11 protein-coding genes and 2 pseudogenes are annotated in these 12,714 nt (G+C 61.2%); 6 read left to right on the forward strand and 7 right to left on the reverse strand.

The window, feature by feature from the left end:
- Positions 1–222 precede the first annotated feature (222 nt).
- Positions 223–1,143, forward strand: a complete 921-nt coding sequence (locus tag HV744_RS14110) for a LysR substrate-binding domain-containing protein (RefSeq protein ID WP_175150098.1) — start codon at positions 223–225, stop codon at positions 1,141–1,143.
- On the opposite strand, the gene HV744_RS14115 is transcribed toward HV744_RS14110, so the two are convergent.
- Together HV744_RS14115 and HV744_RS14120 are read right to left on the reverse strand one after the other, a co-directional pair.
- Positions 1,137–1,730, reverse strand: coding sequence for an HD domain-containing protein (locus HV744_RS14115; RefSeq protein ID WP_175150099.1), 594 nt, complete (start codon positions 1,728–1,730; stop codon positions 1,137–1,139). The two genes, HV744_RS14110 and HV744_RS14115, sit on opposite strands and share 7 nt — an antisense overlap.
- Positions 1,730–2,083: an NAD-binding protein gene (locus HV744_RS14120; protein ID WP_281363643.1), complete on the reverse strand. Its 354-nt coding sequence runs from the start codon at positions 2,081–2,083 to the stop codon at positions 1,730–1,732. The genes HV744_RS14115 and HV744_RS14120 overlap by 1 nt, the downstream gene beginning before the upstream one ends.
- Between HV744_RS14120 and HV744_RS37990 the strand changes: the two are divergent.
- Together HV744_RS37990 and HV744_RS14125 are read left to right on the forward strand one after the other, a co-directional pair.
- Positions 2,059–2,160: pseudogene (locus HV744_RS37990) on the forward strand (helix-turn-helix domain-containing protein); the annotation flags it as partial. The gene HV744_RS14120 and the pseudogene HV744_RS37990 sit on opposite strands and share 25 nt — an antisense overlap.
- 60 nt (positions 2,161–2,220) lie before the next feature.
- Positions 2,221–2,910, forward strand: coding sequence for a LysR family substrate-binding domain-containing protein (locus HV744_RS14125; RefSeq protein ID WP_343056427.1), 690 nt, complete (start codon positions 2,221–2,223; stop codon positions 2,908–2,910).
- Here HV744_RS14125 and HV744_RS14130 read toward each other — a convergent pair.
- The 5 genes and pseudogenes from HV744_RS14130 to HV744_RS14150 form a co-directional block, all read right to left on the reverse strand.
- Positions 2,904–3,497 carry an HD domain-containing protein gene (locus HV744_RS14130; protein WP_175150099.1) on the reverse strand — a complete coding sequence of 198 codons (594 nt, stop codon included), beginning with the start codon at positions 3,495–3,497 and terminating at the stop codon, positions 2,904–2,906. The two genes, HV744_RS14125 and HV744_RS14130, sit on opposite strands and share 7 nt — an antisense overlap.
- Positions 3,497–4,408, reverse strand: coding sequence for an NAD(P)-dependent oxidoreductase (locus HV744_RS14135; RefSeq protein ID WP_175150102.1), 912 nt, complete (start codon positions 4,406–4,408; stop codon positions 3,497–3,499). Before HV744_RS14135 ends, HV744_RS14130 begins: the two co-directional genes overlap by 1 nt.
- An 11-nt stretch (positions 4,409–4,419) precedes the next feature.
- On the reverse strand, positions 4,420–5,076 hold the full coding sequence (locus HV744_RS14140) for a hypothetical protein (protein WP_175150103.1): 657 nt from the start codon (positions 5,074–5,076) through the stop codon (positions 4,420–4,422).
- A gap of 102 nt (positions 5,077–5,178) precedes the next feature.
- Positions 5,179–7,554, reverse strand: coding sequence for a cytochrome P450/oxidoreductase (locus tag HV744_RS14145; protein ID WP_425497711.1), 2,376 nt, complete (start codon positions 7,552–7,554; stop codon positions 5,179–5,181).
- A gap of 90 nt (positions 7,555–7,644) precedes the next feature.
- Positions 7,645–10,389 (reverse strand): annotated as a pseudogene (locus HV744_RS14150) (Tn3 family transposase); the annotation flags it as partial.
- Positions 10,390–10,473: 84 nt separating this feature from the next.
- Here HV744_RS14150 and tnpA point away from each other — a divergent pair.
- From tnpA to tnpC, 3 genes are all read left to right on the forward strand, one after another.
- Complete coding sequence (tnpA, locus tag HV744_RS14155; protein WP_246279035.1) at positions 10,474–10,908, forward strand: IS66-like element accessory protein TnpA; 435 nt, start codon at positions 10,474–10,476, stop codon at positions 10,906–10,908.
- On the forward strand, positions 10,905–11,252 hold the full coding sequence (gene tnpB, locus HV744_RS14160) for an IS66 family insertion sequence element accessory protein TnpB (RefSeq protein ID WP_175150105.1): 348 nt from the start codon (positions 10,905–10,907) through the stop codon (positions 11,250–11,252). The genes tnpA and tnpB overlap by 4 nt, the downstream gene beginning before the upstream one ends.
- A 30-nt stretch (positions 11,253–11,282) precedes the next feature.
- A partial coding sequence (gene tnpC / locus HV744_RS14165) for an IS66 family transposase (RefSeq protein WP_175150106.1) occupies positions 11,283–12,714 on the forward strand: 1,432 nt, incomplete at its 3' end.

The raw sequence follows: 12,714 nt of genomic DNA on the forward strand, positions 1-12,714 counted from the left end.
CGACCGGCGAGTCAGGGAGCGACGACGATGCCCGGTGTGCCGCCATCGGTCTTGATCGCCGATGCAAACACGCGCCGCGAGGACGTGTCAGGGACGCTCGTCGACGAGCAAGCCTGCGTTCGCCGTCGTGAGTTTTCAAGCGACAGGATCGCCTGTTCACAGGCGGATGTACAATAGATTGAATTGACAGATTGATCAGTTAATCTGATCGTTGGAGTTGACATGGACCTTCGGCATCTACGCTATTTCGTTGCTGTCGCAGAAGAAGAGCATTTCGGACGCGCGGCAGAACGCCTCCACATCGTGCAGCCCGCATTGAGCATGCAGATTCGTTCGCTGGAGGAGGAACTCGGCGGGGCGCTTTTCCAGCGCACCAGTCGGCGCGTGGTCCTGACCGAGGCCGGCAGCATTTTGCTTGCGGATGCGCGGCGTCTGCTTGCGCAAGCCGACCGGGTGCGTTCGGACGTCCAGCGTTCGCTGAAGGGTGAAATCGGCAGTGTGCGAATCGGCTTTGTTGGATCCGCCGCGTACGGCGGCGAACTGATAGAGGACTTGCGGCGCTTTCGTCAGCTTTACCCGGAAGTGGAAGTGCACCTGGACGAAGTCGCACCGCAACAACTGGCCGAGGCATTGCTCAACGGCGAATTGGACGTCACCTATAGCCCGAGCGTCTTGCTGGCCGATGATTCGCGATTTCGTGCAGAGCGCGTGGGGCGCTGGTCACTCGCCGTCGCCGTGGCGGACGACCATCCGCTCGCTTCGAAACGACGTGTCTCGGCGCGGGACCTGCAAGCTGAGCAAATCCTCCTCCCCGTGACCGAGAAAGATGGGGAGGGATCCGTGGCGCTGGTGCGTACGATTCTGGGTGACGATGTTCGCATCATCGAAAGCGCATCGAGCACGAATGCTCTGTTCGCCATGGTGGCTGCCGGACTGGGAATCGCGGTGATTCCCGCTGTGCTCTCCAAGATGGCGATGCCCGGATTGAGCATACAGCCACTCTCCGGCGTCTCCAATTTCACAGACCTCGTCCGATTCAGTCGGGCCGACGAGACAAGTGGCGCGGTGCGCGCCTATATGGACTGTGCACGCAGCCTGAAAGGCGCCCCCGCGTTCAAGCCTCGCACGACTTCGGATCACTGACCGTTCGGCTGCATCCTTGCGTATACGCCGGTGCCTTTTGGCTTCGAGAAGACCCGGCGCAACATGGGTTCGAAGGCCTCCAGCGGCATGGACTCCAGATCGGGATTGAAGGCTGCGCCGTCGTAGAGCGCGCAAAACTCGGCGGTCTGCTTGAAGTACGGGCTGTCGCGATGCTCGTCGCGCATGTCCTTGTCCAGGCCCAAATGATGGAAGAAGTAGTATCCCTGGAAGATTCCGTGATGCTTGACCATCCAATGGTTCGCCTCGGACACGAACGGCTGAAGAACGACCGCTGCAAAGTCAGGGTGATTGAACGAACCGAGAAGGTCGCCAAGGTCGTGCAGCAAAGCACAAACGACATATTCTTCATCACGCCCATCTCGGCAGGCGAGCGTAGCCGTTTGCAGCGAGTGGGTAAGGCGGTCAACGGGAAATCCGCCGAAGTCACCCGCCATCAACCGCATGTGCGCCATGATCCGATCGGGCAATCGGGAAACGTGATCGTGGTAGTGCGCCATCAAGGCATGCCAGTCTTCGGCCGTCGAATGGCCGATGTGCGTAAATGTGGGCTGGTGGTCGGTGTTCATTATGCCTTCCACAACGATTCAGCTCTGGGCTGCCGGTCAGCGGCATTCACCGCCTCGATGAAGTAAGGCGTCAAGGACGCGACATCTCGCGAGGCATAGCCGTGCCCTATCGCCTGCATGACCTGAGCCATCGCCGCCTGCATCCCGGGAATCGGAACGTCAAGGGCTGCAGCTTCGGCAGCAATCGCGTGCATATCCTTATAGAGACCGGCTACGTCGAATGCAGCGGTCGAATTCCCGCCCAGGATGACTTCTTTTTTCGCCGGCAACATGGCAAGGGCGGCCGGGCTGTCGATCACTGCCTCGAGCATGAGTTCGCGCGGCAGAACGCCTCCACATCGTGCAGCCCGCATTGAGCATGCAGATTCGTTCGCTGGAGGAGGAACTCGGCGGGGCGCTTTTCCAGCGCACCAGTCGGCGCGTGGTCCTGACCGAGGCCGGCAGCATTTTGCTTGCGGATGCGCGGCGTCTGCTTGCGCAAGCCGACCGGGTGCGTTCGGACGTCCAGCGTTCGCTGAAGGGTGAAATCGGCAGTGTGCGAATCGGCTTTGTTGGATCCGCCGCGTACGGCGGCGAACTGATAGAGGACTTGCGGCGCTTTCGTCAGCTTTACCCGGAAGTGGAAGTGCACCTGGACGAAGTCGCACCGCAACAACTGGCCGAGGCATTGCTCAACGGCGAATTGGACGTCACCTATAGCCCGAGCGTCTTGCTGGCCGATGATTCGCGATTTCGTGCAGAGCGCGTGGGGCGCTGGTCACTCGCCGTCGCCGTGGCGGACGACCATCCGCTCGCTTCGAAACGACGTGTCTCGGCGCGGGACCTGCAAGCTGAGCAAATCCTCCTCCCCGTGACCGAGAAAGATGGGGAGGGATCCGTGGCGCTGGTGCGTACGATTCTGGGTGACGATGTTCGCATCATCGAAAGCGCATCGAGCACGAATGCTCTGTTCGCCATGGTGGCTGCCGGACTGGGAATCGCGGTGATTCCCGCTGTGCTCTCCAAGATGGCGATGCCCGGATTGAGCATACAGCCACTCTCCGGCGTCTCCAATTTCACAGACCTCGTCCGATTCAGTCGGGCCGACGAGACAAGTGGCGCGGTGCGCGCCTATATGGACTGTGCACGCAGCCTGAAAGGCGCCCCCGCGTTCAAGCCTCGCACGACTTCGGATCACTGACCGTTCGGCTGCATCCTTGCGTATACGCCGGTGCCTTTTGGCTTCGAGAAGACCCGGCGCAACATGGGTTCGAAGGCCTCCAGCGGCATGGACTCCAGATCGGGATTGAAGGCTGCGCCGTCGTAGAGCGCGCAAAACTCGGCGGTCTGCTTGAAGTACGGGCTGTCGCGATGCTCGTCGCGCATGTCCTTGTCCAGGCCCAAATGATGGAAGAAGTAGTATCCCTGGAAGATTCCGTGATGCTTGACCATCCAATGGTTCGCCTCGGACACGAACGGCTGAAGAACGACCGCTGCAAAGTCAGGGTGATTGAACGAACCGAGAAGGTCGCCAAGGTCGTGCAGCAAAGCACAAACGACATATTCTTCATCACGCCCATCTCGGCAGGCGAGCGTAGCCGTTTGCAGCGAGTGGGTAAGGCGGTCAACGGGAAATCCGCCGAAGTCACCCGCCATCAACCGCATGTGCGCCATGATCCGATCGGGCAATCGGGAAACGTGATCGTGGTAGTGCGCCATCAAGGCATGCCAGTCTTCGGCCGTCGAATGGCCGATGTGCGTAAATGTGGGCTGGTGGTCGGTGTTCATTATGCCTTCCACAACGATTCAGCTCTGGGCTGCCGGTCAGCGGCATTCACCGCCTCGATGAAGTAAGGCGTCAAGGACGCGACATCTCGCGAGGCATAGCCGTGCCCTATCGCCTGCATGACCTGAGCCATCGCCGCCTGCATCCCGGGAATCGGAACGTCAAGGGCTGCAGCTTCGGCAGCAATCGCGTGCATATCCTTATAGAGACCGGCTACGTCGAATGCAGCGGTCGAATTCCCGCCCAGGATGACTTCTTTTTTCGCCGGCAACATGGCAAGGGCGGCCGGGCTGTCGATCACTGCCTCGAGCATGAGTTCGCGCGACAGGCCACTACGCTCGGCCAACGCCAGGCTCTCGCCAAGCAGTTGCCAGTAGCTGCAAAGAATCAAGTTCAGCGACAACTTCATCGCCGCCCCCAACCCAACCGATCCCAGCCACCACTGTTTGCGCGAGAAGGCCTTGAGAACCGGTCCCAGTAACGGCTCGTCACTCGCCGGCGCACCAACCATACTCACCAACTGGCCGGCCCGAGCCGGCCCGACGGTTCCAATAACAGGCGCGTCGGTATAAACGCCCCCATATCGCGCGACGATGCCCGCTACCTGGCGGTGTGTGCTTGGCCGCACCGTGCTCATTTCGAGAAATCGACGGCCATCTGCCACAAGTGCGAGGCGCGCATATAGGTCGAGCACGCTTGCGTCATCATGAAGCATGGTAATCACGAGATCGCTGGTGCGTACGAGCGCTTCGGGGGTTTCGGCAAGCGTGGCGCCCACCGAAATGACGGGCTCACACCGCGAGGTGGTACGGTTCCATACCGTGACGCTGAAATCGGCACCCAGAAGCCGCGGCACGATCGCTTGGCCCATGCGCCCGAGGCCGATGAAGCCGACGTGTTGGATAGTGTTCATTTTCAATGCTCCTATCGCAGACTGACGACCCGCTGCTCCAACGGCTTCCACTCTGCATATTTGGCCTTGGCCCCTTCAATCCATGTCGCCGTCTCGCCGTAGATCAAATATTCCGGCGGAAGAATCATTCCGCGCAGAAAGGTGGTCTTCGCGCCGTCACGCACCGTCGAAACAAGCGGATAGGCACCTTCCTCGTACCAGACATCCCCTCGTCTGGTGTTGACTGTGTTTTCCCCTTTTTCCGATTCGGTGCGAAGATCGCCTTCGATCAAGCAGCGAATTCCCGAACCGGGGTGGGAGTGCAATCCCGTTGTTCCTTCGAACCCGACGATGCAATCGAGGCGGAATAGCCACTTCGAGGTAGGCATCATTTCGAACATTTTTACGCGGCGTGCCATTCGCAGTCTGGACAACACACCTGTACCGCTCAACAACCCGAGGCCGGCGTCGTCTCGAACCAGTCCCCATCGCCACAATTCCGCACCCACGCTGCCCGCTTCGACGGTCAGGATTTCCTCGGCATAGCAGGCCTTGCCCGCGGCTAGTTCCACACCATTTACGAGAGCCGAGCCCGACGCGATATAAACCATCGAGTGTTGCGCGGGTACCTCCGGAATCGTCTTCGCGCCGGGAAGCAGTTGATCGGCCCATTTCATCAATTTATACATTATCCAATCCTTACCAATAATTGTGATCATTCCCCCGAAACTGAAATTTCCAGTTAGTTGGACTTGCCCGTATGCGCCGGCAGTCTCAAGCCGGCTATGCGTTTACAGTTCGAGCACGAGCCTTTCACCGCCGCACGAGCGCGAACAGCAGGTCATCATGCGATTGTGCGCCTCGCGCTCGGCGCGCGTGAGCACCATGTCGCGATGGTCCACTTTGCCAGCCAGCACCCGTACCTCGCACGACCCGCACAGGCCTTCTCGACAGTCACTCTGTACGTCGATGTTGGCCTGCTGCAGCGCCGCGAGCACCGTCTGATTCGCCGCGACCGGAATCACAAGGCCAGAGTCTTTCAGTTCGATCTCGAACGCATGTTCCTTCGACGGGTCGAGAGTAGTCTTTGTCGATACGAAATGCTCTACGCGCAGCGCGTCTTCCGGCCAATGCGCGCAGCTCGCCGCCACCGCTTCGAGCATCCCCACCGGCCCGCATGCATAAATGTGCGCGTGCTCGTCCGCTAGCGCGAAGAGTGACGTGAAATCGTTGAGTGAGCCTTCTTCCAATACGTGCACATTAAGGCGTTCGCCGTGCAACGCGGCCAGCTCGTCGAGCATCGCCATCGATGCGCGGCGTCGCCCGCTGTAATGAATCGTGTAATCGATACCCCCAGCCTTTGCTGCTCGCGCCATCGCGCTGATCGGTGTGATACCGATGCCGCCGGCGATGAAGATCGCCCTGTGCGAATCGGCAGCGAAATGGAAGTGATTGCGCGGGCCGCGAATCTTCAGTACATCGCCCGCCTTGACGTTGGCATGGATCCAGGCCGATCCGCCGCGGCTCTCCTGCTCTCGCAGCACCGCTATCTCGAAGGCGCTGCGATCCCGCGGATCGCCACAAAGCGAATACTGGCGTGAGAGTCCGGAGTCGCCGCAGATAACATCGATATGTGAACCCGGCGCCCAGCCCGGCAATGGCTTGCCATCTGGGGAGGCGAGCCTTACACGCACGATCCGATCCGCGCACGCCGACACGCTCTCGACTATCACCGCGCGGCTCACCGCATGCGACGATGGCTCACCGATCCGCACCGTTGCGCGCGCCTTCAGCACGGATGGTTCGTGGCGCTCCGGATTTTGCGCAGGATCCCATTCCACATAGAGATGCTCCGGCCCGCGAAACGACGTGTTCGGCACGTACGTGAAGCGCTGTTCGGCAAGCCGCATGTGCGGCAGTCGGCGGGCGAACTCGTCGAGAAAGACCTGCATCTCCATGCGCGCGAGGTTCTTGCCCATGCACTGATGCGAGCCATAGCCGAAGGTGAGCTGATCGCTGGCGTTCTCGCGGCGGATATCGAAGAGGTCCGCGTCCGCGAACCGGTGCTCATCGTGATTGGCCGACGACGTCACGATGAGCAGCTTCGAGCCCGCCGGAATGTCGACGCCGCCGATGGTGACGTCTTTCGTCGTCAGCCGGCGCCACGCGGCGACCGATCCGTTGTGGCGCAGACATTCCTCGACGGCGTTGGGAATGAGGCTCGGGTCCTCGCAGATGTCGCGCCATGCCTGCGGGTGCTGCAAGAGCAGCTTCATCGCATTGGCGGTCGCGTTGGCCGTCGTCTCATGCGCGGCGACGATGCCAGCCATCATCATCGAATGCAGATAGGAATCCGTCACCACGTCTGGCAGTTCTTGCTGCTTGCGGATGCCGTACTGCATCCAGCCCGGACCGGACGGGTCGCCGCGCATCTTGTCGAGCACCTTGCCCGCGAACTGCCAGAACTTCCCGACCGCATGCGCGACTTCGACCTGCTCTTCCGGCCCCGGGCGGCCCCATGTGTTCACTGTGTGCGCGATCGAATACTTGCGCAACGTGTCCATGTCCTCTTCCGGCACGCCAAGAAAATGCAGCGCAACCGTGAGCGGGACTTCCCACAGCATCTGGTCGACAAGGTCGGCGCGGCCGTCGTCGATGAACCGATCTACATACTCGCGCGCGAGCTCGCGCACCATCGGCTCATGATGCTTAAGCGCCTCGGGTGTGAACGGATCCATCAACGCACGACGGCGCGGCATGTGCGCTGGCTCGTCTTCGTTCACAAGCGTGCGGTTCATCGCGTAGCGATACGACTCCAGCACCGCATTCGCTTCAGCGCCGGTCGGCGTGATTTTCTCGAGCGCGATCGACGGGCTGAAGGTGAGGTTGTCGCGAAAGATCGCCTTGATGTCGTCGTAGCGCGTGACAACCCAATAGCCGAGCTTGGGGCTGTAGAAGACCGGCTCCTGCTCGCGGGCCCAGCGCACGTATTCGGGCGGGTCCTGCTGATACCCGTCCTCGAACGGATCGAACGCCGCAGCGCGTGCGCTCACCGGCCAACCGCCGGGCGTGAGCGCAGCGTCAGGCGCCGCGCCATGGAAAGGACACTTCGATACACCGGGATCTGGGGCGACTGCGGTCATGTTCTTCTCCGAATGCGATACCATTTGCGTAACGATAATACGCAATGCGTAAATAAGTAATCCGGGTAAACCTTGCCATATGGGGGCGTCTCAGAATTCGGAAAAAATCGTACGCTAAGGGTTGGCCAGAGGCCGTAGCGGCCTGAACTTGCCTGTGCCCGCCTTGACGCTGTTGCGCCACAGATAATCGCCGGTCAGGTTGATGTGTTCCCAGCCCAGCGGCGACAGGTATTGCAGTAACGCGTCGTCCACCAAGTGTCCGTGGCCGCGCAGGGCACCGGTCGCGCGCTCCAGATAGACCGTATTCCACAGCACGATGGCTGCGGTCACCAGATTGAGGCCGCTGGCCCTGTAGCGCTGGTGCTCAAAGCTGCGATCACGGATTTCACCCAGGCGGTAGAAGAACACCGCCCTGGCTAGCGCGTTGCGGGCCTCGCCCTTATTCAGCCCGGCGTGAACACGGCGGCGCAGTTCCACGCTTTGCAGCCAGTCGAGGATGAACAACGTCCGCTCGATGCGGCCCAGCTCACGCAGAGCAACAGCCAGACCGTTTTGACGTGGATAGCTGCCGAGCTTGCGCAGCATCAGCGAGGCAGTCACCGTACCCTGCTTGATCGAGGTGGCCAGTCGAAGAATCTCGTCCCAATGCGCGCGGATGTGCCTGATGTTCAGCATGCCGCCGATCATGGGCTTTAGAGCGTCATAGCTGACGTCACCCTTCGGGAGGTACAGCTTGGTGTCGCCAAGATCGCGGATGCGTGGTGCGAAGCGGAACCCCAACAGGTGCATCAGGGCGAAAACATGGTCAGTGAAGCCTGCCGTGTCCGTGTAGTGCTCTTCGATCCGCAAATCTGACTCGTGGTACAGCAGGCCGTCGAGCACGTAGGTCGAATCCCGAATGCCAACGTTGACCACCTTGCCGCTGAACGGCGCGTACTGGTCGGAGATGTGTGTGTAAAACATCCGACCCGGGTCGCCACCGTACTTCGGGTTGATGTGCCCGGTACTCTGGGCCTTGCCACCTGCCTTGAAGCGTTGGCCGTCCGATGATGACGTGGTGCCGTCGCCCCAATTCCCGGCGAAAGGTTGGCGGAATTGGGCATTGACCAGCTCGGCGAGCGCTGTCGAGTAGGTTTCGTCGCGAATATGCCAGGCTTGCAGCCACGACAGCTTGGCGTAGGTCGTGCCGGGGCACGACTCGGCCATCTTCGTCAGACCGAGATTGATCCCGTCGGCAAGGATCGCCGTCAGGAGGAGTGTCTTCTCCTTCGCGGTATCGTTAGTCTTGAGATGCGTGAAGTGCCTGGTGAAGCCGGTCCACTCATCAACCTCCATCAACAGCTCGGTAATCTTCACGTGCGGCAACAGCGCGGCCGACTGGTCGATCAGTGTTTGGGCGGCATCGGGCACAGCCGCATCCAGCGGCGTGATTTTCAGTCCGGACGCACTGATGAAGGCATCCGGCAGATCGTTGGTCGCCGCCATACGGTTCACTGTTGCGAGCTGCTGTTCCAGCAGCGACAGGCGCTCGTCCAGGTACTGATCGCAGTCCGTGGCCACTACCAGCGGCAATTCGCTGGTCAGCTTCAGGTGGGCAAACTTTTCGGCGGGCACAAGGTATTCGTCGAAGTCCTTGAATTGGCGCGAGCCTTGTACCCAGACGTCACCTGAGCGCAACGCATTTTTCAGCTCGGACAGTGCGCACAACTCGTAGTAACGCCGGTCGATGCCGTCGTCGGTGAGAACCAGTTTTGCCCAGCGCGGTTTGACGAATTCGGTCGGCGCGTCGGCAGGCACCTTACGAGCGTTGTCGGTGTTCATGCCACGCAGCAGATCGATGGCATCGAGCACGCTTTTTGCGGCTGGTGCCGCACGCAGCTTCAGCACCGCCAGGAATTCCGGCGCATAACGGCGCAAAGTGGCGTAGCTTTCGCCGAGGCGATGCAGGAAATCGAAGCCCTCAGGCTGTGCGAGCTTCTGTGCCTCGCTGACGCTGGCGGCAAAGGTCTCCCAGGGAAGCACGGACTCGATGGCCGCGAAAGGATCGCCACCGCTCTGCTTGGCATCGAGCAAGGCTTGGCCAATCTGTCCGTAAAGGCGCACCTTGTCGTTGATCGCCTTGCCCGTGGACTGGAACTGCTGCTGATGCTTGTTTTTGGCAGCATTGAACAACTTTCCGATGATCCGGTCGTGCAGGTCGATGATTTCGTCGGTGACAGTGGCCATGCCTTCGATCGCCAACGCCACCAGCGTGGCATAGCGCCGCTGCGACTCGAACTTGGCCAGGTCCGCGGGCGTCATCTGTCCACCCTCGCGGGCGATTTTGAGCAGGCGGTTTTGGTGTACCTGCCGGTCAATGCCGGCAGGTAGGTCGAGTGCTTGCAAGGTTTTGAGACGCTCAATGTGTTCGAGCATATGACGCGAGTTCGGTTTGGTGGGCGACTGGCGCAGCCAGGCCAGCCATGTCGTCTTGCTGCCGTCCTTGCGTTTCAGCAAGTCGGCAAGCCGCTGACAGTGAACGTCCGACAAGGGATCGGTTAAAACCGCGTAGATGCGCCGGTTGGCGCGCGTGATGGCCTCGGCGCATACGCGTTCTACGACATGCAATGCCGGGACGATGACGTGTTGCGCGCGCAGAGAATCCAGCGCGTGCCCTGCGAGCACAAAACCTTTGTCGGTCTGTAGCGCGATTTCAGTTAGCGCATGCACAGCTTGCCGAAAGTGGCCCAGGCCGAACGGCATCAAGCCCAAGTAAGTACGCAGTTCGAGTAGATGTTCGCGCCGGGTTTCCTCTCGCTGGGCGTACTGCGACCAGGATGCCGGGTCCATGCGCAATTGCGTAGCGACCCACTGTAATAGGTATGCGGCTCGTCTGGGCCGTTATGGACAGCGCATTGAGGGTTTGGGTAATTTGGTGTCCACCAAATTATTGCGGACACCAAAGTGGACAATACATTGAAGGCGCGGGCAGCCGGTGGCGCATATAAGCGACCGAATTTCCCTGCGGAGTTCAAACGGCGCGTGGTAGAGCAGTCATTTGAGCCGGGTGCCTCGGTGGCGTTGATTGCGCGTGCCAACGAGGTCAATGCGAATTTGCTGTTCAAATGGCGACGGCAGTATCTGCAAGGCGCCTACGGCATCCCGTCGCTTCCCAACCCCACGATATCCGACCCTGACCGGGAGAGTGCGCCGCTGTTGCCGGTGAGCATTGTCGCCGACACGGCCGAATCGACCCCGGTGACGGTGCGCGATGCGGGCGGCGTGAACACGGTGGTTGAGAACGTGTGCGAGGTGGTGTTCAGCAATGCGTGTCTGCGGATCCGCGGCGAGGTCTCGGCCGCCACGCTACGTCTGTTGATCCGTGAGCTGTCGCGATGATCGGCCTGCCGGCGGGCACACGTATCTGGATCGCCGCAGGGGTGACCGACATGCGCTGCGGCTTTCAGGGCCTGGCCGCCAAGGTACAGATGGCGCTTGAGGAGAATCCGCTGGGCGGTCACGTGTTCATCTTCCGCGGCCGTCGCGGCGACCTGGTAAAAATTCTTTGGGCCACCAGCGACGGGCTATGGCTGCTTGCCAAGCGGCTCGAACGTGGCCGCTTCGTTTGGCCGCAGGCCGATAGCGGCAAGATCCATCTGACCCACGCCCAGCTGTCGATGCTGCTCGAAGGCATCGACTGGCGGCAGCCACGCCGCACCGCTGAGCCACTGTCGATGTTGTAAACCGCGCGGCACCTGCGTAAACTGCGTGGCATGTCTGATGCCAGCGACCTTCCTGACGACATCGATGCACTCAAGGCCTTGCTGCTCGAGGCGCGGGCGTCCCTAGCCGAACGGGATCTGGAAATCGAACGGCTCAAGGCGCAAATCGACAAACTCAGGCGCATGCAGTTCGGCCGCAAGTCCGAGAAACTGGACCGGCAAATTGCGGAACTTGAGACCCGACTGGAGGACCTGACCGGCAGCCGTGGTATGGCCGAGACGCGCGAAGCGCAGGCCGGCAGCAGCAAGGCAAGCGCGAACCGTGCTTCGCGCGAGGCGCTACCGGAACACCTGTCGCGCGAGGAGCATGTGCTGGAGCCGGATCCGGTTTGCCCCGAGTGCGGCGGGCAGATGCAACCGCTGGGCGAGGACGTCTCCGAACAGCTTGGCCGCATCGCGGCGGCGTTCACGGTCATCCGCACCATCCGGCGCAAGAAGGTTTGCGCGTGCTGCCGCCGCATCGTGCAGCCGCCTGCGCCGAGCCTGCCGATCGAGCGCGGTATCGCACACCCGAGCCTGCTTGCCGACATTCTCGTGGCCAAATACGCGGATCACCAGCCGCTGTACCGGCAGTCGGTGATTGCGGCACGCGACAAGGTCACGCTGGACCGGGCGAGCATGGGCCGATGGGTCGGCATGTGCGAGGCTCTGGTCGATCCGCTGGTAGAGGCGTTGCGCTGCTATGTGATGGCCGGCACGAAGCTGCATGCGGATGACACGCCGATTCCCGTGCTCGCGCCAGGCAACAAAAAGACCCGGACCGGACGGCTATGGGTCTACGTGCGTGACGACAGCCGGGCAGGCTCGAAGGAACCTCCTGCCGCGTGGTTTGCCTACTCGCCCAACCGGCGCGGGGAGCATCCCAAGCGCCATCTGGCCGGCTTCAGCGGCATCCTGCAGGCGGACGCTTATGCCGGTTTCGACGAGCGGTTCAAGGATGGCTCGGTTCGCGAAGCGGCGTGCCACGCGCACGCGCGTCGCAAACTCTACGACATTCACGTGCGCACGCCGTCGGAGACGACCACCGAAGCCCTGAGATGCATCGCCGAACTCTATGTCATTGAAGCCGGCATCCGCGGCAAACTGCCGGCCGAGCGACTGCGTGTGCGGCAGGAGAAGTCCAGGCCCTTGCTCGAGGGCTACGGCACGTGGCTCAGGGCCAAGCTCAAGACATTGTCGGCGAAGTCAGACACGGCCAGGGCGATCAACTACTCGCTCAACCAGTGGGATGCGTTGACGCTGTATTGCAACGACGGCGCGGTGGAGATAGATAACAACATCGCCGAAAATGCACTGCGTTGTGTAGCCCTGGGTCGCAAGAACTTCCTCTTCGCCGGCTCCGATAGCGGTGGCGAGCGGGCGGCGGCGATGTACTCGCTGATCGCGTCGTGCAAACTCAATGGCATCGACCCGCGCGCTTACC

This window comes from Paraburkholderia ultramafica, assembly GCF_902859915.1.
Lineage (GTDB): Bacteria > Pseudomonadota > Gammaproteobacteria > Burkholderiales > Burkholderiaceae > Paraburkholderia > Paraburkholderia ultramafica.

Coding starts and splice junctions, on each gene's coding strand:
- HV744_RS14110 (WP_175150098.1), top strand. CDS start 223: ATGGACCTTCGGCATCTACGCTATTTCGTTGCTGTCGCAGAAGAAGAG.
- HV744_RS14115 (WP_175150099.1), bottom strand. CDS start 1,730: ATGAACACCGACCACCAGCCCACATTTACGCACATCGGCCATTCGACG.
- HV744_RS14120 (WP_281363643.1), bottom strand. CDS start 2,083: ATGCGGGCTGCACGATGTGGAGGCGTTCTGCCGCGCGAACTCATGCTC.
- HV744_RS14130 (WP_175150099.1), bottom strand. CDS start 3,497: ATGAACACCGACCACCAGCCCACATTTACGCACATCGGCCATTCGACG.
- HV744_RS14135 (WP_175150102.1), bottom strand. CDS start 4,408: ATGAACACTATCCAACACGTCGGCTTCATCGGCCTCGGGCGCATGGGC.
- HV744_RS14140 (WP_175150103.1), bottom strand. CDS start 5,076: ATGTATAAATTGATGAAATGGGCCGATCAACTGCTTCCCGGCGCGAAG.
- HV744_RS14145 (WP_425497711.1), bottom strand. CDS start 7,554: ATGGTATCGCATTCGGAGAAGAACATGACCGCAGTCGCCCCAGATCCC.
- tnpB (WP_175150105.1), top strand. CDS start 10,905: ATGATCGGCCTGCCGGCGGGCACACGTATCTGGATCGCCGCAGGGGTG.